The organism is Novilysobacter erysipheiresistens, from assembly GCF_036663935.1.
Lineage (GTDB): Bacteria > Pseudomonadota > Gammaproteobacteria > Xanthomonadales > Xanthomonadaceae > Novilysobacter > Novilysobacter erysipheiresistens.
In genome coordinates, this window is sequence record NZ_JAXGFP010000002.1 from 234,407 (window position 1) to 257,695 (window position 23,289).

21 protein-coding genes and 1 tRNA gene are annotated in these 23,289 nt (G+C 69.1%); 11 read left to right on the plus strand and 11 right to left on the minus strand.

The window, feature by feature from the left end; all coding sequences use genetic code 11:
• Window positions 1-6: 6 nt before the first annotated feature.
• Window positions 7-1,245, plus strand: a complete 1,239-nt coding sequence (locus SNE34_RS04200) for an MFS transporter (RefSeq protein WP_332615682.1) — start codon at window positions 7-9, stop codon at window positions 1,243-1,245.
• Window positions 1,246-1,299: 54 nt separating this feature from the next.
• Here SNE34_RS04200 and dksA read toward each other — a convergent pair whose 3' ends face one another.
• On the minus strand, window positions 1,300-2,316 hold the full coding sequence (dksA, locus tag SNE34_RS04205) for an RNA polymerase-binding protein DksA (protein WP_332615683.1): 1,017 nt from the start codon (window positions 2,314-2,316) through the stop codon (window positions 1,300-1,302).
• 189 nt (window positions 2,317-2,505) lie between these two features.
• Here dksA and yidD point away from each other — a divergent pair, with 189 nt between their 5' ends.
• From yidD to SNE34_RS04220, 3 genes are all read left to right on the plus strand, one after another.
• Window positions 2,506-2,751, plus strand: a complete 246-nt coding sequence (yidD, locus tag SNE34_RS04210; RefSeq protein ID WP_332615685.1) for a membrane protein insertion efficiency factor YidD — start codon at window positions 2,506-2,508, stop codon at window positions 2,749-2,751.
• A gap of 26 nt (window positions 2,752-2,777) precedes the next feature.
• Window positions 2,778-4,124, plus strand: coding sequence for a dihydroorotase (locus SNE34_RS04215; RefSeq protein ID WP_332615023.1), 1,347 nt, complete (start codon window positions 2,778-2,780; stop codon window positions 4,122-4,124).
• 77 nt (window positions 4,125-4,201) lie between these two features.
• Window positions 4,202-5,020, plus strand: coding sequence for a M23 family metallopeptidase (locus SNE34_RS04220; RefSeq protein WP_332615686.1), 819 nt, complete (start codon window positions 4,202-4,204; stop codon window positions 5,018-5,020).
• Between the two features lie 24 nt (window positions 5,021-5,044).
• On the opposite strand, the gene SNE34_RS04225 is transcribed toward SNE34_RS04220, so the two are convergent.
• From SNE34_RS04225 to efp, 7 genes are all read right to left on the minus strand, one after another.
• Complete coding sequence (locus SNE34_RS04225) at window positions 5,045-6,838, minus strand: sensor domain-containing diguanylate cyclase (RefSeq protein ID WP_332615025.1); 1,794 nt, start codon at window positions 6,836-6,838, stop codon at window positions 5,045-5,047.
• Window positions 6,839-6,918: 80 nt separating this feature from the next.
• On the minus strand, window positions 6,919-7,857 hold the full coding sequence (gene folE2, locus SNE34_RS04230) for a GTP cyclohydrolase FolE2 (protein ID WP_332615026.1): 939 nt from the start codon (window positions 7,855-7,857) through the stop codon (window positions 6,919-6,921).
• 119 nt (window positions 7,858-7,976) lie between these two features.
• Window positions 7,977-8,714, minus strand: coding sequence for an isoprenoid biosynthesis enzyme family protein (locus tag SNE34_RS04235; RefSeq protein ID WP_332615028.1), 738 nt, complete (start codon window positions 8,712-8,714; stop codon window positions 7,977-7,979).
• Window positions 8,707-9,399: a phosphoglycolate phosphatase gene (locus tag SNE34_RS04240; protein WP_332615031.1), complete on the minus strand. Its 693-nt coding sequence runs from the start codon at window positions 9,397-9,399 to the stop codon at window positions 8,707-8,709. The genes SNE34_RS04235 and SNE34_RS04240 overlap by 8 nt, the downstream gene beginning before the upstream one ends.
• On the minus strand, window positions 9,396-10,112 hold the full coding sequence (gene ubiG, locus SNE34_RS04245) for a bifunctional 2-polyprenyl-6-hydroxyphenol methylase/3-demethylubiquinol 3-O-methyltransferase UbiG (RefSeq protein ID WP_332615032.1): 717 nt from the start codon (window positions 10,110-10,112) through the stop codon (window positions 9,396-9,398). Before ubiG ends, SNE34_RS04240 begins: the two co-directional genes overlap by 4 nt.
• A 7-nt stretch (window positions 10,113-10,119) precedes the next feature.
• A complete protein-coding gene (locus SNE34_RS04250) occupies window positions 10,120-11,460 on the minus strand; it encodes a TRZ/ATZ family hydrolase (protein ID WP_332615034.1) in 1,341 nt (446 codons plus the stop codon).
• Window positions 11,461-11,476: 16 nt separating this feature from the next.
• A complete protein-coding gene (gene efp / locus SNE34_RS04255) occupies window positions 11,477-12,043 on the minus strand; it encodes an elongation factor P (protein ID WP_332615036.1) in 567 nt (188 codons plus the stop codon).
• 115 nt (window positions 12,044-12,158) lie between these two features.
• On the opposite strand from efp, the gene epmB reads away from it, so the two are divergent.
• Together epmB and SNE34_RS04265 are read left to right on the plus strand one after the other, a co-directional pair.
• Window positions 12,159-13,208 (plus strand): EF-P beta-lysylation protein EpmB, encoded by a 1,050-nt coding sequence (epmB, locus tag SNE34_RS04260; RefSeq protein WP_332615038.1) that lies wholly within the window; start codon window positions 12,159-12,161, stop codon window positions 13,206-13,208.
• 268 nt (window positions 13,209-13,476) lie between these two features.
• Window positions 13,477-15,555, plus strand: a complete 2,079-nt coding sequence (locus tag SNE34_RS04265; protein ID WP_332615040.1) for an EAL domain-containing response regulator — start codon at window positions 13,477-13,479, stop codon at window positions 15,553-15,555.
• A 36-nt stretch (window positions 15,556-15,591) separates the two neighbouring features.
• Here the strand turns inward: SNE34_RS04265 and htpX are convergent, their stop codons facing one another.
• The gene (gene htpX, locus SNE34_RS04270) at window positions 15,592-16,491 is read right to left on the minus strand and encodes a protease HtpX (protein WP_332615042.1); all 900 of its coding nucleotides are present in this window, start codon (window positions 16,489-16,491) and stop codon (window positions 15,592-15,594) included.
• A 109-nt stretch (window positions 16,492-16,600) separates the two neighbouring features.
• Between htpX and gluQRS the strand changes: the two genes are divergently transcribed.
• The 3 genes from gluQRS to phaR all read left to right on the plus strand — a co-directional run bounded on the left by gluQRS (window position 16,601) and on the right by phaR (window position 18,903).
• Entirely contained in the window at window positions 16,601-17,548 is a 948-nt protein-coding gene (gluQRS, locus tag SNE34_RS04275; protein WP_425604449.1) for a tRNA glutamyl-Q(34) synthetase GluQRS, read from the plus strand.
• Window positions 17,549-17,587: 39 nt separating this feature from the next.
• Window positions 17,588-18,328 carry an acetoacetyl-CoA reductase gene (gene phbB / locus SNE34_RS04280; RefSeq protein WP_332615044.1) on the plus strand — a complete coding sequence of 247 codons (741 nt, stop codon included), beginning with the start codon at window positions 17,588-17,590 and terminating at the stop codon, window positions 18,326-18,328.
• Window positions 18,329-18,423: 95 nt separating this feature from the next.
• A complete protein-coding gene (gene phaR / locus SNE34_RS04285) occupies window positions 18,424-18,903 on the plus strand; it encodes a polyhydroxyalkanoate synthesis repressor PhaR (protein WP_332615046.1) in 480 nt (159 codons plus the stop codon).
• A gap of 6 nt (window positions 18,904-18,909) precedes the next feature.
• Here the strand turns inward: phaR and SNE34_RS04290 are convergent, their stop codons facing one another.
• Both SNE34_RS04290 and SNE34_RS04295 read right to left on the minus strand, forming a co-directional pair.
• Window positions 18,910-19,842: a M48 family metallopeptidase gene (locus tag SNE34_RS04290; protein WP_425604450.1), complete on the minus strand. Its 933-nt coding sequence runs from the start codon at window positions 19,840-19,842 to the stop codon at window positions 18,910-18,912.
• Window positions 19,843-19,881: 39 nt separating this feature from the next.
• Entirely contained in the window at window positions 19,882-21,720 is a 1,839-nt protein-coding gene (locus tag SNE34_RS04295) for an SUMF1/EgtB/PvdO family nonheme iron enzyme (RefSeq protein ID WP_332615047.1), read from the minus strand.
• Between the two features lie 180 nt (window positions 21,721-21,900).
• Between SNE34_RS04295 and rnd the strand changes: the two genes are divergently transcribed.
• The gene (rnd, locus tag SNE34_RS04300) at window positions 21,901-23,028 is read left to right on the plus strand and encodes a ribonuclease D (RefSeq protein ID WP_332615049.1); all 1,128 of its coding nucleotides are present in this window, start codon (window positions 21,901-21,903) and stop codon (window positions 23,026-23,028) included.
• Window positions 23,029-23,183: 155 nt separating this feature from the next.
• Window positions 23,184-23,259, plus strand: a tRNA-Ala gene (locus tag SNE34_RS04305).
• Window positions 23,260-23,289 lie beyond the last annotated feature (30 nt).

The following is a 23,289-nucleotide window of genomic DNA, read 5'->3' on the forward strand; positions in this document are numbered from 1 at the left end:
GCGCCGATGCCGGGCGTGCGGGTGCTGCTGCGCAACCCGGGATTCCTCGCCCTGCTGAGCTACCGGCTGCTGTCGATGTTCTCGGCGCAGATCGTCGCGGTGACGGTCGGCTGGCACATCTATCAACTCACCTCCGATCCGCTCGCGCTTGGCCTGATCGGTCTGGCCGAGGTGTTGCCCTACATCGCCTGCGCGCTGTTCGCCGGTTACGCGGTCGACCACCTGCCGCGACGCAAGGTCGGGATGGTCGCGTGCCTAGGACTGGGCGTGACCACACTGGTATTGGCCGCGGTCGCCGCCGGGTGGCTGCCGGCGGGTGTCGGCGGAATGCAGGCCTTCACCATCTACGCCGCGATTGCGTTCAACGGCGTGGTCCGGGCGTTCCTGTCACCGGTCTACATGTCGCTGTTCGCCCGCGTGCTCAAGCGCGAGGAGTACGTCCGCGGCTCCAGCATCGGCGCGGCGGTGATGCAGACCGGGATGGTGCTCGGCCCGGCGCTGGGCGGGCTGCTGATCGCCACCATCGGTACCACCACGACCTACCTGGTGGCCGCTGCATTTGCGGTGGTGGCCGCGATCGTCGTGGTCGGGCTGCAGGTGACCGAGCCGCCGTTGCCGCTGCAGCGCGAGCCGGTGTTCAGGAGCATCGGCGAGGGCCTGCGCTTCGTCCGCAATACCCAGGTCGTGTTCGGCGCGTTGGCGCTGGACATGTTCGCGGTGCTGTTCGGCGGCGCGGTGGCGCTGTTGCCGGCGTTCGTCAGCGACATCTTCGAGGCCGGGCCGGAAGCGCTCGGTTTGCTGCGCGCGGCACCCGCGGCCGGCGCGGTGCTCATGAGCCTGTGGCTGGCGCGGCATCCGCCGCAACGCCATGCCGGGCCGCTGTTGTTCGGCGCGGTCGCGGCGTTCGGCGTGTGCATCGTCGGCTTCGGGCTGTCGCAGTGGATGTGGCTGTCGGCGGTGATGCTGCTACTGTCGGGCGCGTTCGACAGCATCTCGGTGGTGATCCGCTCGACCATCGTGCAACTGGCCACGCCGGACCACATGCGCGGCCGGGTGGCGTCGATCAACGGCATCTTCATCGGCTCGTCGAACGAACTGGGCGCGTTCGAGTCGGGCGTCGCCGCGCGCCTGCTGGGGCTGGTGCCGTCGGTGGTGTTCGGTGGATCCATGACGCTGGCGACGGTGGGCCTGACCGCGAAGCTGGCGCCGAGATTGCGCAAGCTGGATTTGCGCGACCTCGATTGATATATGAAAAAGCCCCGCGATGCGGGGCTTTTTCAACGACGCGAGGTTCGGGCCTCAGTCGCCCATTTGCCGCTGCAGGTGCTCCCAACGCTCCTGCGCGTCGATCGTGCGCTCGGCAGTCAGGCGGGCTTCCAGACGCTCCAGGCCGATGTCCTCGCCGGTGTCGACGCAGAAACCGTAGTCGCCGCTGTCGACCCGCTTGAGCGTGCTGTCGATCTTGCTGATCAGCTTGCGGTAGCGGTCACGGGTGCGCAGTTCCAGCGAGTTCTCGGTTTCGCGGGTGGCGCGCTCGGCTTCGTCGCCGACGTCGCGGACTTCGTCCTTGAGGTTCTCGATCGTCTGCTTGGATTCCTCGACCAGGTCCTCGCGCCATTTCAGCAGGCGCTGGCGGAAGTACTCCAGTTGCAACGGGCTCATGTACTCCTCGTCCGCGCTGGGCTTGTAGCCGGCGGGAACGATCGGACGACCATCTTTTTCTGTCTTGTACGGCACGACTTTGACTTTTCCTCGTGGTGCTGGCGCCTGCGGCTTGGCCGCGACCGCGACGGCAACCTTGCCGATCGGTCGCCTGGCCGGAGCCGAAGCTGGCTTGCCGGCTGGCTTCTGCGAAACCGGTGCCTTGGCAGCCTTGGTGGGGGTTGGGGGGGATGCCGGAGCCTTGGTCGCGGACGCTGCGGCCGGCTTGCTGGCGGCGGACTTCTTTGCTGGGGACTTGGTGCCGACCGGCTTGGTGGCGGCCTTCGCAGGCGCAGCCGCCTTTCCGGTCGCAACGGCCTTCTTCGCGACTGGCGGCGTCTTCTTGGTTGCAGCCTTGCCCGCAGGCCCCTTCTTCGCAGCCGGCTTTTTCGCCGGCGCAGGCTTCCTGGTCGCGACCGCCTTCTTGGCGACCGGCTTTTTCGCAGGCGCCGCCTTCTTGGCAGCCGCCTTCTTCGCAGCCGGCTTCTTGGCTACCGGCTTTGTCGCGGCGGCCTTCTTGGCGACCGGCTTCTTGGCGGCAGCCTTCTTGGCAGCCGGCTTGACGGTCTTGCTGGTGGCCTTGGTGGCCTTCTTCGCGGGTTTCTTCACTGCCACGAGCGCCTTGTCCTTTTTGATTCCCTTGTGACGGGAAAGCGCGCTGTTATACCCTGCCAAGGCACTCGCGGCAACCGTGCCGCGAAACACCCGCAAGGTTCCACGGTCCGCGCGGGAAACTGCCGAAGACCGCGACCGGGATGCGGCACGCGCGTGGCATCCCGAACCCCCATCATGACACCCTTCATGATGCAAAGTGGTACCCAAGGAACCGTGATCGACCGTCTGCTCATTGTCCTGTTGCGCGGCTACAAGCGCTGGATCAGTCCGCTGCTGGGCCCGCGCTGCCGTTTCCATCCGACGTGCTCGGAATATGCGATGCAGGCGATCGGCCGTTTCGGTGCGTTCAAGGGCGGTTGGCTGGCGGTTCGCCGGGTCCTTCGCTGCCACCCCTTGCATCCCGGCGGCCACGACCCGGTACCGCCGATATCCTGACCCATCCCTCGCCGAAAGGACCTCAGATGACCTCGACCCTGATAGTCAATGCCCGCCTCGTCAACGAAGGCCGCGAGTTCGACGGCGACCTGCGATTCGAGGACGGCCGAATCACCGGGATCGGCAAAGGCTTGTCGGCGCGTGCCAACGAGACCGTGGTCGATGCCGCCGGCCGGCGCCTTCTGCCGGGAATGATCGACGACCAGGTCCACTTCCGCGAGCCGGGGATGGAATACAAGGCCGACATGGCGGTCGAGTCCGGCGCCGCGGTCGCCGGCGGCCTGACCAGCTTCATGGACATGCCCAACACCAGCCCGCCGACGCTCGACGCCGAGGCGCTGGAGGACAAGTACCGCCGCGCGGCCGGCCGGGTCCGCGGCAACTACGGCTTCTACATGGGCACCAGCACCACCAACCTGGAGCACATCCAGCGGCTCGACCCGCTGACCGCCCCGGGGGTCAAGGTTTTCATGGGCGCGTCCACCGGCAACATGCTGGTCGACGATCCGGAAGTGCTCAACGCGGTGTTCCGCGACGTGCCGACGCCGATCATCACCCACTGCGAAGACACCCCGATGATCGAGGCCAATACTGCGCGCTACAAGGCGCAGTACGGCGACGACATCCCGGCCGAGTGCCACCCCGACATCCGTTCGCGCGAGGCGTGCCAGAAGTCGACCGAGCTGGCGATCTCGCTGGCGCGCAAGCACGGCACCCGCCTGCACGTGCTGCACATCTCGACCGCCAATGAGCTGGCGCTGTTCGAGACCGGCCCGCTGGTCCGCGCCGACGGCAGCCGCAAGCAGATCACCGCCGAGACCTGCATCCACTTCCTGCGCTTCGACCGCAGCGACTACGCCGAGCTCGGCCACCTGATCAAGTGCAACCCGGCGATCAAGGACGCCTCCGACCGCGAGGCGCTGATCCGCGCGGTCGCCGGTGACGTCATCGACGTGCTCGCCACCGACCACGCGCCGCACCTGCTGGAGGAAAAGCAGAACCCGTACACGAAGGCTCCCAGCGGGCTGCCGCTGGTGCAGTACGCGCTCAACGCCGCGCTGGAGCTGGTCCACGAAGGTCACCTGACCACCGCCCAGGTGGTGCAGAAGTTCGCCCACGCGCCGGCCCAGCTGTTCGACGTCAAGAACCGCGGCTTCCTGCGCGAGGGTTACGCCGCCGACCTGGTGCTGATCGACGACACCCCGCTGACCGTGCGCCGCGAGGACGTGCTGTCGAAGTGCGGCTGGTCGCCGTTCGAGGGCCGCACCTTCCATTCGCGCATCGCCTCGACCTGGGTCAATGGCGTGCTCGGCTGGGACGGCGAGCGGCTGGTGGGCGCGCCCAACGGCCAGCGCCTGGAGTTCGATCGTTGAGAACGCTGCTGGTGGCGGTGGGCACGATCATGCTGGTCGCCTGCGGCACGACGGCGCCCGGTGCGATCGCCGGGCCGATGTCACCGCCGGCCGCGGCATCGCCAGTCGAGCCGGCCGCTTCCGCGGAGGCGATCGACAACCGGATCATCTTCCCCGCATCGGTCCAGCAAGGCGCGCTGGTGATCGGCAAGGTGCCGTCGGGCAGCGAGGTGGTCCACGCCGGTCGCCGGCTGAAAGTGACCCCGTATGGCACCGTCGCCTTCGGCGTCGAGCGCACCCAGGCCGGCCCGGTGAGCGTGCAGGTCACACGCCCCGATGGAAGCCGCGAAACCGCCGAGATCGCAGTGACCGTGCGTGACTTCCCGGTCGAACGGGTGAATGGCGTACCGGGCAGCACCATCGCCCCGCCGCCGGCGGTCGCCGCCCGGATCGCCCGCGAGCGTGCCGCGGTCGCCGCTGCGCGGACGCGTGACGACTCCCGCACCGGTTTCACCGAGGACTTCATCTGGCCGGTGCACGGCCGCATCAGCGGACGGTTCGGAAACCAGCGCATCTACAACGGCACGCCCGGCGCCGCCCATTCGGGCATGGACATCGCCGCGCCCAGCGGCACCCCGATCAAGGCGCCGGCCACCGGCGTGGTCACCCTGGCCGACGACCTCTACATCACCGGCGGCACCATCGTGCTCGACCACGGCCACGGGGTCAGCTCCAACTTCCTGCACCTGTCGCGGATGGACGTGCAGGTCGGGGACGAAGTCGCACAGGGCCAGGTGCTCGGCGCCGTCGGCGCGACCGGTCGTGCGACCGGCCCGCACCTGCACTGGGGCATGAACTGGTTCGACGTGCGGGTCGATCCGCTGCTGGTACTTGGGGAAACGGCCGCCCGCCCCTGACCGCGGCAACTTCCGTCCCGCCGCCTACTTCGGCGTGGCGACGAAACGCGGGTGGCTGCCGGTCACCCGCGGGTCGTGGCCGGTGACCCGGTCACGGCCTGCGGACTTGCTGCTGTAGAGCGCGGCATCCGCCCGCTCCAGCAGGTGCTCGGCGGTCTCGCCGGCGGCGAGCTCGGCCACGCCCAGGCTGATGCTGGCCTCGAACAGGTTGCCGTCGATCGACAACGGCCGGCAGTTGATCGCCGAGCGCAGGTTCTCGGCGACCCCCAGCGCCTCGCCCAGGCGAGTGTCGGGCAACACCACGACCATCTCGTCGCCGCCCCAGCGACCGATCATGTCGTAGGTCCGCAGACGGTTGCGGGTGCGCATGACCACGATCTTGAGGCAGCTGTCGCCGACCTGGTGGCCGTAGTCGTCGTTGATGCGCTTGAAGCGATCGACATCGAAGAACACCAGCGACAACGCGACTCCGCGCTCGTGCGCCTCGGCCACGCAGGCCTCGAGGCGAGCCTCCAGCGCCGGCCGCGACATCGCCCCGGTCAGTGCATCGAACCGCGCCAGCCGGCTGACCCGGTCCCGGTCGCGGCGCAACTGCAGCAACGAGTCGCTGAGGCCGATCATGATCACCAGGCCCGACAGCACGAACGACGCGGGAAACGCATGGCCGACCCAGGCCGGTGCCAGCCACAGCCCGTACAACTCGCCGATCCGCACGAACAGCAGCGCCAACATCGGCAGCCACGACAACAGCACGAAGTACGCCGATCGCTGGCGCTGCAGGCTGCCCATGATCGCGGCCCACAGGACCGCTCCCGTCGCCACCAGCAAGGTCGCGTTGGCGACGATCGCGATCCAGTTGGCAGAACCGGCAAGGGTCGCCAGCGCCAATAGCATCAGCACCGCACCGCAACCGACCAGCACCCGCGTCAGCCGCGGCTGGCGGACCCGCAAGTCGAGGTAGTGGATCAGGAACACCAGGCTGGACAGCGCGGCGACCAGACCGAACAGCCGGACGATCCGCAGGTCGCCGCCGGCGATCTCGGCCAGCCCCGGCAACATGCGCACCTCTCCGCCGCTGATGGCGAAGAACGCGCCCTGCGCGAGCAGGGTCAACAGCAGGTAGCCGTAGCTGCGCTCGCCGATGCCCCACCAGAAGCCGAGCGCCAACAGTGCCAGCAACGCCAGGCTGACCAGGATCGCGGTCCGCCACGCCACGTGGACCAGGTCGGCGCGGTGCACCCGCGCCAGCGGCTCGATCGACACCGGCATGGGCACCGCGCCCAGCGCGTGCACGCGCAGGTAGATGACATCACCCGCGGCCAGGCCGGCTGTCATCGGCACGACCAAGGCTCGGGTGGAAAAGGTCAGGTCGGCATCGCGGCCGATCATCGCCCGCCGTATCGGCAGCGCTTTGCCGGGCGCCCATGCCTCGACCAGGGTCAGGTACGGCGCCTGCACGACCAGCTGCGGGCGCAGTTCGGCAGCCATCGCGTGGCCGACCGTGATCCGCCACCAGCGCGGCGACTGTTCGGTTTCGCGGATGACCGCGTCCGGTCGGGTGAGGAAGCTATCGTCGAATTCGCCGGCGATGATTCGCGCGGGCACCGGATCGGAGTCCAGCCGGGCGACGACGACATCGGCGATGGGGATGGCGGCGGCGGGCGGGCCTGCATCGACCGCGGTGCGGACGGTCGTTGGAGGCACCGAGGCGGCGAATGCAAGCGACGGCAACACCATTGCCGCGACCAGCACGGCCAGCCCGCCCCACGCCCGGCAACGGCATGCCGGTTGCTTCCAAAGACCCAGGGGTGTCCCCATAGCCATCCCCAAAGCACGACCTCGGCAGCATAGCCTGAAGCCGCCGCGCATGTGCAAGCCCCCGGGCGGGGGTTTCGGGACTAGGCGGAGGCGCCGCGACCGGTCACCCGCGCCACCGCATCATGGGCGTGCAGGCTTTCGAAGTGCGCGACCTCGGCATCGAAGCGTTCGATCCGCGGGTCGGCCGAGAGCGCGGCGGCGACCCGGCGCGCGGCGTCCTCGCAGAACATCAGGTTGGCCGCGTTGAGCCGGGCGAACGCCTGCTCGTCTTCGCGCTTGACCGCGGTCTGCACCGGGGTCGCCAGCACGGTCTCGAGCGCGTCGATCAGGGCGGTCAGCGGCAACTCGTCGAAGGCCGGGCGCAATTCGACCCGGACGTCGGCGCGGCTGCGCTGGGCATGCGGGGTGGCGGCCAGGCCGCGCTCGGACGACAGCCATTCGTGGATCGCACTCGACAGCGGTCGGGCGTCGGCGAAGTCCTCGGCGAAGCGGTCGGCGTTGAGCTGCCGCGACAGCGCGGCCGAGGCCGGACAGGTGCTCGAGTATTCGACCGAGAAGCGCAGCGAGACCTTGAGGTGGCCATCGACCAGGGTGGCGTCGATCTCGACCGGGTAGCGCTTCCAGCCGGCGTTGTCGCTGGCCAGCGCCGGGCGCAGCAGCATCTGCTCGTAGCGCAGCACCAGCCGCGCGGCGCTGGACAGGCCGGCCTGGGTCTCGACGAGGGTCTGCAACACCCGGCGCAGGCCGGCCGGGGTCACAGTCTCGCTGGCGAACGCGGTCTGCAGTTCGAGGTACAGCCGCGACATGTGGATGCCGCGGGCGTCGGCGTCGAGCAGGTTGACCGACACGTCGACCGAGGCGGCGACCTGGATCGCATCACCGGGGTCGCCGCCGGCGGTGGCCACGCGCAGCGGCAGGGCGATGTTGGCCATCCCGACCCAATCGAGCGGCCGCGCCATCGCGGCCGCATCGGAGGCGACGTCGGGCAGGCGGCGGGGTGCGTTGGGAATTGTGTTCACGGCGGGGAAATGGGGGCGTCGGCGGAAGTTGCAACGTGGCCATTCTAGCGACCGCTGCCGCTGTCGCCGGTGGCGAGGCTGGAACAGTGCGTCGCGGCGCCCTTGACGCGCCTCGCCGATCAGCCGCGAGCGGCCCGCCAAGCGGTCGCCAAGGTCTTCCACGGCGGTCGCGGCCGCGCGGGATCGGGTTGTTCCAGCCGGGCACGGGCAAGCGCGGTCCACAGCCGGCGCGGGCGGGTCGCGGGCCGGTGCCGGGGCCAGCGTTCGCGCAGTTGATGCGCCCATATCGGCCGCGGGTCGGCATCGCCGGCACGCGCCAGCGCCGCCAGCGGCACGCCGTTGCCATCGGCTTGGGCCAACCGCGAGAGCAGCAACGCGGCCGAGACCGGTCGCGCGTCGCGGTCATGGTCGGCGCCGCCTTCGAGCGGGCCGGCGAACAGGCTCGCATCGATCCGTGCCACCGCCCGTGCGAATGGGGCGATCGCGGCGAAGGCCTCGTCGGCATTGGCGGGCCGTTCGCGGCTCGCGGCCAGCGACGGCAACGAGGCCGCCAGCGTCGACCACGGCGCCTGCTGGCGTTGCAGGACCTGACCGAGCGGATGCCGGCGCGCACCGCGGCTCCATCCCGCCAGTTCCTCCTGCCACCAGCCGAGCTTGGCTTCGCCGGGTCGTGGATCGCTGCCGCCCCAAGCGGCGTCGGTCAGTTCCTGTTGCAGGGTCGCCCAGACGAGCGCGGCCTGGCGCTGCGCTGTCGGCACGAAGGCTTCTGCGACGGCCCATTCCGGCCAGCGCGCGCGCCATTTGGCGATGAAGTCCGCCAACGCATCAGTCGGTTCCGGCGCGGGCGATTCAGACATTGGCGACCGGCCACGCCGCCGCCTCGCGCAACTGCGCGGGTTGCTCGACCAGCACGTCGCCTTGCCACGCGATGGGGTCATCGCTGGACAGCCGATAGCCCCACAACGCGACCACCGACGGCATGCCGGCGGCACGCGCGGCGACGATGTCGCGCTCGTCGTCGCCGACATAGATGCACTCGCCCGGCTCGATGCCGATGCGTTCGGCGGCGACCAGCAGCGGCAGCGGGTCGGGCTTGCGCGCGGCCAGGGTGTCCCCTCCGATCAGCACCGCGCAGCGATCCTGCCAGCCGAGCATCGGCAGCAGCGGCGCGGCGAGGTATTCGGGCTTGTTGGTGACGATGCCCCAGACGCAGCCGGCCGCCTCCAGCGCCGCCAGCATCGGCTCGACGCCTTCGAACGGGGCGCAGTGACGACCCAGCTCGGCCTGGTAGTGATCGAGGAACGACGGAATCCAGGTGTCACGCTCGACCGGATCGACATCGGGGAACGCCGCCGCGACCATCGCCCGCGCGCCCTTGGAGACGTGCGGCCGCAGCTCGGCCAGCAGCATCGGCGGCATCGCCCGGGCGGCGCGCGCGTTGTTGATCGCGGCCAGCATGTCGGGCGCGCTGTCGAGCAGGGTGCCGTCGAGGTCGAACAACACGGCCTTGGGGAACGTCGCCGTAATCGTCTTCGCTGTCATTCGGGCTTGCGCGCGCAGGCGAGGTAGTTGATGTCGGTGCGATCGATCACGCGCGCGGCGTTGCGCCACGGCTCGTACATCAGGCCGCTGACGTCTTCCAGCTGCAGGCCGGCGTCGCGCAACCAGGCGCCCAACTCGGACGGCTTGATGAAGTCGCGGTACTGGTGGGTGCCCTTCGGCAGCAGTCGGGCGATGTATTCGGCGCCGACGATGGCGAGCGCGAACGCCGCCGGGGTGCGATTGAGGGTCGACAGGAACACCCGGCCGCCGGGTTTCAGCAAGGTCGCGCAGGCGTTGATGATGCTGCCAGGGTCAGGCACGTGCTCGAGCATCTCCATGCAGGTGATCGCATCGAAGCTGCCCGGCTGCTCAGCCGCCAGCGATTCGACCGATTGCAATTGGTAGTCGACCTCGGTCCCGCTCTCGAGCCGGTGCAGCCTGGCGACCTTGACCAGCTCCGGCGCAAGGTCGATCGCAGTGACACGCGCGCCCTCGCCCGCCAGCGCCTCGCTGAGCAGGCCGCCACCGCAGCCGACGTCGAGCACCCGCGACCCGGCCAGCGGATGGCGGGTGGCGACGTAGCCCAGCCGCGCCGGGTTCATCGCGTGCAGCGCCTTCTGCGGGCCTTCGGGGTCCCACCAGCGCTGCGCCAGCGCACCAAACTTGTCGAGTTCGGCCTGGCTGAAATTGTCGGATGCGGGTTGTGCGGTCATGGGGAACTCATTTGCGGATCGCGGCGATCCGTTCGCGCCATTGTTTGGCATTGGCGATCAACGCGGCGACATCGACGTCGACCAGCTCGCGGCCGCGCAGTTTCGCCACGCCGGCGATCCAGACGTCGCCGACCTGGTGCCGGCCGGTCGCGTAGACCAGTTGCGAGACCACGTTGTGCACCGGCTGGGTCTCGACCTGGTCGAGGTCGACACACGCCAGGTCGGCCTGCTTGCCGACCTCGATCGAGCCGATCAGCGCGTCCAGCCCCATCGCCTTTGCGCCACCGAGGGTCGCTGCACGCAGCGCCTGCGGGGCGCTGAACGCGGCGGCGTCGCCGGCCACGGCCTTGGCCAACTGCGCCGCGGTGCGGGTCTCGCCGAACATGTCGAGATCGTTGTTGCTGGCCGCGCCGTCGGTGCCGATCGCAAGGTTGACCCCGGCGCGCTCGAGCCTGCCGACCGGGCAGAACCCCGACGCCAGCTTGAGGTTGGACTCCGGGCAATGCACCACGCTGACCCCGCGCCGGGCGCACAGCTCGATCTCGGCATCGGTCACGTCGGTCATGTGCACCGCGATCAGGCGATCGTTGACGAGCCCGAGCCGATCGAGCCGCGCCAGCGGGCGCTGGCCATGCTTCTGCAGAGACTCCTCGACCTCGTGCGCGGTCTCGTGGGTGTGCAGATGGACCGGCAGGTCGAGCTGGTCGGCGAGCATCCTGATCCGCTCGAAACTGGCATCCGACACCGTGTACGGCGCATGCGGCACGAACGCCATCGACACCAGCGGATCGTCGCGCCACTGGTCGTGGACCTCGATCGCGCGGTCGAAGTATTCGTCGTCGCTCGAGGCCCAGGCGGTCGGGAAGTCGATCACCGGCAGCCCGACCCGGGCGCGGAAACCGTGGCGCTTGTAAGTCGCGGCCTGGACGTCGGGGAAGAAGTAGTTCTCGTTGGCGCAGGTGGTGCCGCCGCGCAGCATCTCGGCGATAGCCAGGGTAACGCCGTCGGCGACGAACTCCGGCCCGATCACCGCGCCCTCGACCGGCCAGATGTGGCCGTTCAACCACTCCATCAGCGGCAGGTCGTCGGCGACCCCGCGCAACAGGGTCATCGGGTTGTGGACGTGGGCGTTGACCAGGCCCGGAATCAGCGCGGCGCCGGGCCGCGACACGGTTTCCTTCGGGCTGAAACGGATGCGAGCCTCGGCAATCGGCAGCAGCGCGACGATGACCCCGGCCCTGACCGCGACGGCGTGGTTCTCGAGGACCACGCCGCGCGGCTCGACCGGCACCACCCAGCCGGCCTCGATCAGCAGGTCGCAGGGTTGGGGCTGGATGTCGGTCGTCATCGGATGGCCGCTAGGGTCACTTGACCCGGCTGACGTACTCGCCGGAGCGGGTGTCGACCTTGATGATCTCGTCCTGGCCGACGAACAGTGGCACGCGCACGACCGCGCCGGTTTCCAGCGTGGCCGGCTTGCCGCCGCCACCGGAGGTGTCGCCACGGACGCCCGGGTCGGTCTCGGTGATCTTGAGCTCGACGAAGTTCGGCGGGGTGACGAAGATCGGCACGCCGGCCCAAAGGGTCACCACGCACTCCTCCTCACCCTTGAGCCACTTGTGGGCATCGCCGACGCCGTTCTTGTCGGCCTGGACCTGCTCGAAGCTGGTCGGGTCCATGAAGTGCCAGTGCTCGCCGTCGGCGTAGAGGAACTGCATGTCGGTCTCGACCACGTCGGCGGCTTCGACGTTGTCGGTCGCCTTCATGGTGATTTCCTGCACCCGGCCGCTCTTGATGCTGCGGTACTTCATGCGGGTGAACGCCTGGCCCTTGCCCGGCTTGACGTACTCGGTGTCGGTGATGATGCACGGGTCGTTGTTGACCAGGATCTTCATCCCGTTCTTGACGTCGTTCATGCCGTAACTGGCCATGCTGGAACTCCTGCGGTGTAGATGAATGGAGTGGCGCGGTCCGGCGCGGACGCCGGGCGCTAGAATGTCGGGCTGCGCCCGGCCGAGGCCGGGATGCAGGCAAAACCGGACCCGAATGATAACCGCAGTGAACCCCGCCGCCCCAGCCTTGCAGACGCCATCCGCCTTGCAGCCGCCCCGTTGGCAACAGCTGTGGCGCGAAGCCGTGCGCGACCCGCGTGAGCTGCTCGGGTTGCTCGGGCTCGATCCGGACGCCATGGGCGTTTCCGCCGACGCCGCCGCGCAGTTTCCGTTGCGGGTGCCTCGCGGCTTCGTTGGCCGCATGCGCCACGGCGACCCGCATGACCCGCTGCTGCGCCAGGTCCTGCCGCTGGACGCGGAAATGCAGCCGATGCCCGGCTTCAGCCTCGACGCGGTCGGCGATGGCGCCGCCAAGTCCGGCCACGGCGTGATCCAGAAATACCGCGGCCGCGCCTTGCTGGTAGCCACCGGCAGCTGCGCGATCAACTGCCGCTACTGCTTCCGCCGCCACTTCCCGTATGCCGAGGAAACCGCCGCCGCGAGCGGCTGGCGCGAGGCGGTGGCGCTGATCCACGCCGATACCAGCATCGACGAAGTGATCCTGTCGGGCGGCGACCCATGGTCGCTGGCGACGCCGAAGCTGGCCGAGCTGACCGATGCCCTCGCCGGCGCACCCCACCTCAAGCGCCTGCGCGTCCACACCCGCGTGCCCGTGGTGTTGCCGGAGCGCGTCGACGAGGCCCTGTTTGGCTGGATCAAGGCCCTGCCCTGGCCGGTCACGGTGGTGCTGCACGCCAACCACGGCAACGAGTTCGACGCCAATGTCGGCGCCGCCATGGGCCGCCTGCGCCAGGCCGGCGCGACCCTGCTCAACCAGGCCGTGCTGCTGCGCGGGGTCAACGACTCGGTCGATGCATTGGCCGACCTGAGCGAGCGCGGATTTGCCGCCGGCGTGCTGCCGTACTACCTGCACCAGCTCGACCGGGTCCAGGGCGCCGCCCATTTCGAGATCGACGACGACCGCGCCCTCGCCCTCCACGCCGGACTCGCCGCCCGGCTCTCGGGCTACCTGGTGCCGCGCCTGGTCCGCGAAATCGCCGGGGACAGCGGCAAACGGCCGCTCCAGGGCATGTCTCACGTCTGATCCCTAGAGGCGCGTCACGGACTGCGGACCGGGCATCTGCCATAAGACTGGCATGCGTCGATCCGGGCCGAACAGACGGGCCCGGCCGAGTGGACGGCAGCGTCCGGGGAAACGCAAGGGGGAGTTCATGCTTACATATACGAACGGCGATGCCGGGCTGACGGGCGGTTTCCGCTCGCCCGAGGTCCCGGCCGGGCCGGCGATGACCCGGATCGCACCCCCGCAGTCGACACAACAATTGGTCCCGACGGACCCCGATGGAGAAACTATGCAAGTTGGCAAGGACATGGTGTTGCGGCTGTTGATCGTCGATGACAGCGTCGAAGCCGCAGAGGCCATCGTCAGCGGGTTGCGCAACACCGGGATCGCGGTACGCCCGAGCCGTCCGGAAAGCGAGGACGACCTGGTCGCGCTGCTGGCCAACCAGCCACTGGAAATGGTGCTGGCCGCGCGCGAAGCCACCCAGGTGTCGCTGGCCCAGGTGATGCAGCATGTCGACGCCACCGGCAAGGACCTGCCGGTCCTGTTGCTGGTCGATGCGATCGACGATACCGGTTTGCTGCAGGCCAGCACCCTCGGCGCCTGCGGGGTCGCGCTGCGCGGTCGCATGGAACAGATCGAGACCATCGTCCGCAAGGAATGGACCGACCTGTCGGCCCGCCGCGCGCTGCGCCGCCTGGAAACCCAGGTGCGCGAGACCGAGCGTCGTTGCGATGCCTTGATCGACTCCTCGCGCGACCCGATCGCCTACGTCCACGAAGGGATGCACATCCGCGCCAACAGCGCGTACCTGGAGATGTTCGGTTTCGAGTCGTTCGAGGACATCGAAGGCATGTCGCTGCTCGACCTGGTCGCGCCGCAGCATGTCGACGAGTTCAAGCAACTGCTCAAGCGACTGAGCAAGGGCGAGGCGCCACCGCCGCGCCACGAGATCGAAGCCCGCACGCTGGACGGCAACAACTTCCCGGCGGTGATGGAATTCGCCGCCGCCAGCTACGAAGGTGAAACCTGCCAGCAGGTGATCCTGCGCCGACAGGAACTGGATCCCGAACTCGCCCGCGAGGTCGAGGAACTGCGCCAGCGCGATCAGGCCACCGGCCTGCTGAACCGCCCGACGTTCCTGCGGGCGCTGGAGGACCTGGTCGCCGACTCGGCACAGAATGCCAGCCACCATGCGCTGCTGCTGGTCGAGCCCGACCACTACGCCCGCCTGTTGCAGGACTTGGGCCTGGATGCGGCCGACGACCTGATCGCCGCCTGCGCCAAGCGCCTGCAGGGCGTGCTCGGCGACGGCGACACCGCCGCCCGCTTCGGCGAGCACCAGTTCGCGGTGCTTCGTCGCGGCACCGATTACGCCGGCACCGTGGCCCTGGCCGAAACCGTCCGCGCCGCGTTCGCCGACCACGTGCTCGACATCGACGACCACTCGCTCAACGTCACCGCCAGCATCGGCGGCGTGCAGATCGGCCAGAAGATCGCCAGCGTCACCGCGATCCTCGGCAAGGCCAGCCAGGGCGTGCAGTCGACCATCGGGGTTGGCGGCAACCGGGTCGAGATATTCGACCCCGGCGCGGTCGATCGCGCCGAGGAAGACCGGGTCAAGGCCTGGGTCGACCGCATCCGCGATGCGATCGATGGCGACCGTTTCGTCATGTACTACCAGCCGCTGATCAGCCTGCACGGCGAACCCAACGAAATGTACGACGCCTACCTGCGCATGCAGGGCGAACAGGGCGAACTGGTGCAGCCGCTGACCTTCCTGCAGATCGCCGAGGAGCACGGCCTGCTGTGGGAGATCGACCGCTGGGTGGTGGGCCGGGCGATCGCCGACATCGGCGAGCGGCTCAAGGCTGGCCACCGGACGACGCTGATGGTGCGGATTACCGAGGTGTCGCTGCAGGACGACAGCCTGGTGCAACACATCGAGGAACAGTTGCGCAAGCACGCGGCCGACGGCCAGCTGCTGGTGTTGCAGCTGGCCGAGTCGAAGGTATTCACCCACATCAAGGCCGCGCAGGCGTTCCAGCAAAAGGTGGCGAAACTGGGCGTGCGGGTCGGGCTGGAGCAGTTCGGCAGCGGCCTGAACTCGTTCCAGTTGCTGAGCCATTTCGACGCCGACCTGCTCAAGCTCGACCGCGCCTTCATGGAAGACCTGTCGAGCAACCCGGAGCACCAGACCCGCATACGCGAGATCGCCACCAAGGCGCACGAACTGGGCAAGCAGACCATCGCCCCGTTCGTTCAGGACGCCAGCAGCATGACCATCCTGTTCGGCGCCAGCATCGACTATGCGGAGGGCGAATTCCTCGCCCTCGCCGGCCCGGAAATGAACTACGACTTCAGCTAGGCGCGGGCGCCAGCCGCCTGCCGGTGGCGTCGACGGTCAGACCGCGGCGCGCACCGAGTCGGGCATCGCGCGCAACGTGTCGATGCGCTCCTCCAGCGGCGGGTGGCTCATCAGCAGGCGCTTCATGCCGTGGGCGACGGCACCGCTGATGCCGAACGCGGCGATCTGCTTGGGCAGGGTACTCTGGTCGCGGTTCTGGGCCAGCCGTTGCAACGCGGCGACCATCTTCTCGCGGCCGGCCAGGCTGGCGCCACCCGCATCGGCGCGGAACTCGCGACGCCGCGAGAACCACATCGCGATCATGCTCGCGAACAGCCCGAACACCATGTCCAGCACGAACACGATGATGTAGTAGCCGAACCCCGGGCCGCCCTCGCGGTTGCCGCTGATGTAACCGTCGATCACCCGCCCGACCACCCGTGCCAGCACGATCACGAAGGTGTTGAGCACGCCCTGGATCAACGCCATCGTCACCATGTCGCCGTTGGCGACGTGGCTGACCTCGTGGGCGAGCACGGCCTCGGCCTCGTCGCGGTCCATCGCCCGCAGCAGGCCGGTCGAGACCGCCACCAGAGAATTGTTGCGGCTGGGGCCGGTGGCAAAGGCGTTGATCTCCGGGGCGTCGTAGATCGCCACTTCCGGCATCTTGATCCCGGCGTTCTCGGCCTGCCGGCGGACGGTGTCGACCAACCAGCGCTCGGCCTCGTTGCGCGGCTGCTCGATCACCTGGGCGCCGGTGCTGCGCTTGGCCATCCACTTGGAGATCAGCAGCGAGATCAGGGAGCCACCAAAGCCGAACACCGCGGCGAACACCAGCAGCGTGCCGGTATCGCCCAGGGTCACCCCGAAGACGCCCTGCAGCACGCTCAACACGATGCCGAGCAGCACCATCACGGCGAGGTTGGTGGCAATGAACAATGCGGCGCGCTTGAACATGGGTCTTGTCTCGAATTGACCGGTTTCCCGGGTCGCACGCGATGCACGACTGCCGACAAAAATGTGGCAGGCTCGCTGCGAATTCAAGGTGAGGCCGCAACGACGCTCCGTGAGCCCGATCATCGACCCCTGCCCTTCGGAGCCGGCGCCCGCCGCGGTGCCTTCCGGCTATCGCGGCCGCTTCGCGCCCTCACCGACCGGCGACCTGCATGCCGGCTCGCTGCTGGCGGCGTTCGGCAGTTGGCTGCTGGCGCGCGCGGCAGGCGGCGAATGGTGGGTCCGGATCGAGGACCTGGACCCACCGCGCGAAGTCGCCGGCGCCGCCGAGCGCCAGCTCGACGCGCTGGCCAACCTCGGCCTGCACCCCGACGCACCGGTGGTGCGCCAAAGCGGGCGTGGCGAGCTGTACCAGCAGGCCGTCGACCGGCTGCTGGCCGCCGGTCGCGCGTTCGCCTGCCATTGCAGCCGCACCGACCTGCTTGCCAGCGGCGGCATCCATCGACAATGCGTGGCCCGCATCCGCCGCCCGCGCCCGGCCATCCGCCTGCGGGTGGCGGACGTTTGCCGGATCGAATTCGTCGACGCGGTTCGTGGACGCCAGTCGCAGGACGTCGCCGCGGAAGTCGGCGATTTCGTGCTCAAACGCGCCGACGGCTACTGGGCGTACCAGCTGGCGGTGGTGGTCGACGACGCCGCGCAGGGCATCACCGATGTCGTGCGCGGCGCCGACCTGCTCGACTCGACCCCACGGCAGATCCTGCTGCAGCGCGCGCTCGGGCTGCCGACCCCACACTACGCCCACCTGCCGCTGGTAACCGATGCGGCCGGCAACAAGCTGTCCAAGTCCGACGCCGCCGACCCTCTCGACCTCGCCCGACCGTTGCCGGCGCTCCGGCAGGCCTGGCGGGCGCTCGGCCAGGATTCCGCTGCACTGGAGCGGGCGATCGGTGTCCCCGGCCTGCTCGCCGCCGCCCGCGACCGGTTCGACCCGCAACGCATCCCGAAGGCGGCCATATCCGCCGCATCGCACAACACTGTTTTCACAATCCCGGACTAGTATTTCTCGGGGGAGTTTCCCAGGCATATGGAGAGCAGCATGCAGGCACGCGTCGCGTTGGTCACCGGCGGCACCGGTGGCATTGGAACCTCGATCGTCAAGCGCCTGGCCGACATGGGCCACAAGGTCGCGACGAACTTCCGCGACGAGGCCCGCGGCCGTGCCTGGCAGGACAAGATGAAGGCCGAGGGCATCGACGTGGCGCTCGCGCAGGGCGACGTGTCCTCGCCGGAACAGGCCGAGGCGCTGGTGCGCGAGGTCGAGCGCCAGATCGGCCCGGTCGACATCCTGGTCAACAACGCCGGCATCACCCGCGACTCGACGTTCCACAAGATGAGTGCGCAGCAGTGGAATGATGTCATCTGCACCAACCTCAACTCCTGCTTCAACGTCACCCGCCCGGTGATCGAGGGCATGCGCGAGCGCAAGTGGGGGCGGATCGTGCAGATCAGCTCGATCAACGGCCAGAAGGGCCAATACGGACAGGCCAACTACGCGGCGGCGAAGGCCGGCATGCACGGCTTCACGATTTCCCTGGCGCAGGAGAACGCGAAGTTCGGCATTACCGTCAACACCGTTTCGCCGGGCTACATCGGCACCGACATGGTGATGGCGGTGCCGGAGGAAGTGCGCAACAAGATCGTCGCGCAGATCCCGACCGGTCGCCTCGGCACGCCGGAGGAGATCGCCTACGCGGTGAGCTTCTTCATGCCCGACGAAGCCGGCTGGATCACCGGTGCCAACCTGTCGGCGAACGGCGGCCAGTACATGGGCTGGTGACGCGGCTGCGCATGAGCGGTTCAGCCGCCACAAGTTGCAAAGCGGCCACGGCCTGCGCCATGCTGCAAAGCATCATGACCTAGAGCATTTGCTCCATGCCTGCAACCCGCGTCATCAAGAAGTATCCCAACCGCCGCCTGTACGACACCGAGATCTCCAGCTACATCACGATCGAGGACGTGCGGCAGTTGATCGTCGACAACGAGGACTTCGAGGTCCGCGATGCACGCTCGGGCGAGGACCTGACCCGGCAGGTGTTGCTGCAGATCATCGCCGAGCACGAGCAGGACGGCGAGCCGATGCTGTCGACCCAGTTGCTGAGCCAGATCATCCGGTTCTACGGCGATTCGCTGCAGGGCTTCATGGGCAGCTACCTGGAGCGCTCGATGCAGGGCTTCCTCGACCAGCAGCAGCAGTTCCGCAAGCAGATGGGCGGCATGATCGGCCAGACCCCGTGGGCGATGATGAACCAGTTGACCGAGCGCAACCTGGCGATGTGGAAGGAGTTGCAGAACCTCTCCGGCAGCGTCGGCCAGACCCCGGCGTCGGGCAAGAAACCCGAAGGCAAGCGTTAAGGCTGACTACTGCAACGACTGGCCGGCGCAATACTTCTCGTGGAACGCGACCGCCTGCGGCATCAATGCCTGCAGGGTCTGGATGCGGTTGGCCGGGTCGGGATGGGTCGAAGCGAACTCCGGCGGGCGTTCGCCACCGCCCAGTTGCGACATCCGCTCCCATAACGGGACCGCGGTGCGCGGGTCGTAGCACGCCGCCGCTGCAAGCATCAGTCCGACCTGGTCGGCCTGGGTCTCGTGGTCGCGGCCGTACGGCAGGATGAAACCGTACTGCGCGCCGGCGCCGAGCGCGGCCATCACCGCCTGCTGCTGCCCCGGGTCCATCCCGCCCAGCGCCATGCCGGCGGCCATCTGCCCCATCTGCACCAGCTCCTGCTGGGCCATGCGCTGCGAGCCGTGGCGCAGCAACGCATGGGCGATCTCGTGGCCCATCACCACCGCCATCGCGTCCTCGTTCCCGGCGATCGGCAGCAGGCCGGTGTAGACCGCCATCTTGCCGCCGGGCAGGACGAACGCGTTGGCCTGGTCGGACTGGATCACGCTGACGTCCCACTGGAACTGCTGGTAGGCAGTCGGCGCCTGCTGCTGGTGCATTGCGGCGAGGTCTGCGGTGACTTGTGGCACCCGGGCCACCAGCCGCTGCGCGATCGCGCGGATCTGGCGGCTGACCTCGGCGTCGGGCGGCATCAGCGCGCCTTGGGCCTGGGCATCGCCCAACACCTGCTGGTAGGCCTGCGCGCCCAGTTGAATCTCTTCCTCGGCGCTGGCGCCGTAGTGCGCGGTTTCGCCGGTATACGGATCGGTTTCGGCGCTGCCGAACCATTGCCACGCCGCGTAACCGGCGAACAGCAGCAGGATCCACCAGCGGATGCCGCCGCGCCGCCGACCGCCGGCTCGACGCGTACCGCCGCGCATGCCACCCAGGGAACCAATGTTCATTCGATGCTCCTCAAGCACGGTGGCGCGATGGTGTTCTGGTCAGATTTGGCGGACGACGCGGAAACCGACGCGGGCGTTGGTGGTGTCCCGGTCGCTGCCCAAACGCCATGCCGACCGGGTCTGCTCCGGCGAGCTGGCCCACGAGCCGCCGCGCACGACCTTGTCGGCGCATCCGGGGTTGATCCAGGCCTGGCCGTCGACGGGCGCGCGCCGGTAGCTGTCGTGCCAGCAGTCCGCCACCCACTCGCTGACATTGCCGGCGAGATCGTGAAGGCGATATGCATTGGCCGAGTACGAACCGACCCGCGCCGGTCCCCAGGCGTCGTCGCCATAGCCCTTGAAAGCATTGCGCCAATGCCGGCCACCGGGCGACTCGTCGAGCGCGCCGGTGAAGTTGCCGGCGCCGGCCGGCGGTGCGCCGTCGCCCCAGGGGAACCTCGACTGGCTGCCGGCGCGCAGCATGTATTCGAACTCGGCTTCGCTCGGCAGCCGGTATTCGTGCCCCGTCTGCTCCGACAACCATTCGGCGTAGGCGGCCGCATCCTGTGCGCTGACGTGGACCACCGGCAACTGGTCGCCGGCCGGCTTGCCGGCGTAATCGGAGCGCCAATCGACCCCGCTGCGACGCACCAGGCTGCCGCTGCGCTCGTCGTAGACCGTCGAATGGCCGCGGCGGGTCGCACGCGCCTCGTAACCGGTAGCCGTCACGAACCGGCGGAACTCGCCGACGGTGATCTCGTTGCGCGACACCGCCAGCCCGCGGTCGAAGCGGATGTTGCGGCTCGGGCGTTCGCTGTCGCGCGCATCCGCCTCGTCGTCCGCCGCGCCCATCCGGAAGGCGCCGTGCGGTATCACCACCATCTCCGGACCGCGCCCGCCGCGATCCAGCGCTTCGGTGAAGGCCTGCCCCGGCCGGAACAGGCCGTAATGGCTTGCCAGCTCGATCTGTCGACGCAACTCGACCGCGGCCGGATCGCCCGCCGGCGCGATCCGCAACAGGGTCGCCAGGTGTCGACGGGCCGCATCGAGGTCCTCACGGGTCAGCGCGGCCAGCCCGAGGTCGCGCAGGTTGCCCACCCGCGAGGCACGCTGGCGCGCGATGCGTTCGCGGGCGTCGGCTGCGGTGTCCATGTCCGGTCGCACCTTCGCGGCCTTGGCCAGCCAGTCTTCGGCGGCGGCATAGTCGTCCTGGTTCGCCGCCAGTTCGGCCTGGCGGATCAGCGCGCTCTCGGCCGCGGCCAGGCCCTGCATCGCGCGCGCGTCGCCCGGGCGTAGCCGCAGCGCCTCGCGGAAATGCGCGACCGCGCCCTTCCCGCCCGCGACAACGATCTTGCGCGCATTCAACGCGCGCTCGCCGCTCCGGTTCGCCTGCTGCGCCGCATCGGCGCGCTCGACCCGAGCCAGATACTCGACGACCGCTTCCCGCTCCGGCGCGACCTCGCGGGCCACCGCGGCGATCTCCTGCGCCCGTCGCAAGGCGGCACGATCGTCGTCGATCGCGGCCAACGCCGCATCGCCGTGTTGGAGTACCGCGCCCAGCGCGCGCTCCAGCCCGGTCGCGACGTCGGCATCGGCGGGCGCGTGCTCGCGCAGCGCCAAGTACAGCGGAATCGCGTCGTCCGCCTCGCCGAACAACTCGTCGGCCTCCAGCGCGGCGGCGGCTTCCTGCTTGCGCTGAGCGAGGTTCCCGGCATCCACCGGGACATCCGGCGCGCGCCAGGCGGGAACCGCCGAGGTTTCCGGATCGGAGCGGATGCTGATGATCGGTCCGGCCTGGCCTTCCGCGCTCGCATCGGGGTCGCGGGCCGGGGTCGTCGCGGGGTCCGGTTCGCCAGAGCAGGCCGCCAGCAGCACCGCGATTGCCAGCGCCGCCCGCAAAAACGTACGCGGAGCGGTCGCCGGCGATCCGGCTGGCGCGATGTCTGGCAATCTGGCTCGCAATCGTCCTCCCGGCCCGGCTGGCGGGTTCGTGCCCGCGATGGGGCTTCCTGAAAGTAGGCTATTGTCGCCCACCCCGGCAACCCGGCCGTCGACCCCACACATGTGCCCACAGACCCGATGATTCCAGGCCCGACATCCCCCGCGCAGTCGCCCGCTCCGATCTGGATCACCGATCCCGCGGCGCTGGCCACATATTTCGCCGTCCGCCCCGCGCGCATCGGCCTGGATACCGAGTTCATCCGCGAACGCACCTACTGGCCGCAACTGGCGCTGGTGCAGATCGCGATCGAGCGCGACGGCGCCCTGCAGATCCTGCTGGTCGATCCACTGGCGCCGGGAATCACCGACGCACTGGCCACGATCCTGGCCGACGAGTCGATCCTCAAGGTCATGCACAGTCCCAGCGAGGATCTGGTCGCCTTCAAGCACGCCTGCAAGGCGGTTCCGCGGCCATTGTTCGATACCCAACTGGCGGCGGCCCTGGCCGGGATCGCCGGCGGCATGGGCTACCAGAAACTGGTCGAACAGATCACCGGGGTGGCGCTGGCGAAGGGCGAGACCCGCTCGGACTGGTTGCGCCGGCCGCTGTCGCCGTCGCAACTGGAATACGCCGCCGACGACGTGCGCCACCTGTTCGAGATGCACGATGCGCTGGACGGGATGCTCGGCGAACTCGGGCGACGCGAATGGCTGGCCGACGACGCCCGCCGCACCGCTGCCAATGCCGACAGCGAAGCGCTCGAGCGCTGGCCGCACCTGTCGATGCGCAGCGCCCACTTCCTCGACCTCGATGCCCAGCGCCGGCTGGTGCGACTGCTGCGCTGGCGCGAGGCCCATGCGCGCGACAGCGACCGGCCGCGCAGCTGGATCCTCGACAACGAGCTCGCGGTCGCCCTCGCCCGCACTCCACCGGCGGACCGCGACGCGCTGCAGACGCAACTGGACGCGCATCCCAAGGCCCCGCGCAAGCTTGGTGATGCGATCTGGCGGGCACTGGCCACGCCGCTGGACGACGAAGCCGACACTCCCGATGCCGGCGTCGCCGAAAAGCGCGACAAGAACCGCGTGCGCCAATTGCAGGACGCGGTCGCCGCACGCAGCGCCGAGTTGGGGTTGCCCGACGGCCTGCTGGCCTCGCGCCGTTACCTCGAGGCCCTGCTCGACCACGGCGAATGGCCCGACGCACTCGCCGGCTGGCGCCGCGCGGCCCTGGAGCCGAGCTTGGCGCCATTGCTGGTGAAGTGAAATCCGGTCGCCTGGGTAGGAGCGACGTAAGTCGCGACCTGTCCATCGTTCCAAGCGTTCGGCGGGTCGCGACTTACGTCGCTCCTACGCAACAGGCGACTTGGCGCTGGGGGCTGGCGCCGCCGGTTCCGGCCGGCTAGAATCACGGCCTTCATGGGGCGGTAGCTCAGCTGGGAGAGCGCCACGTTCGCATCGTGGAGGTCAGGGGTTCGATCCCCCTCCGCTCCACCATGAATCCAAAGGCCGCGAGAAATCGCGGCT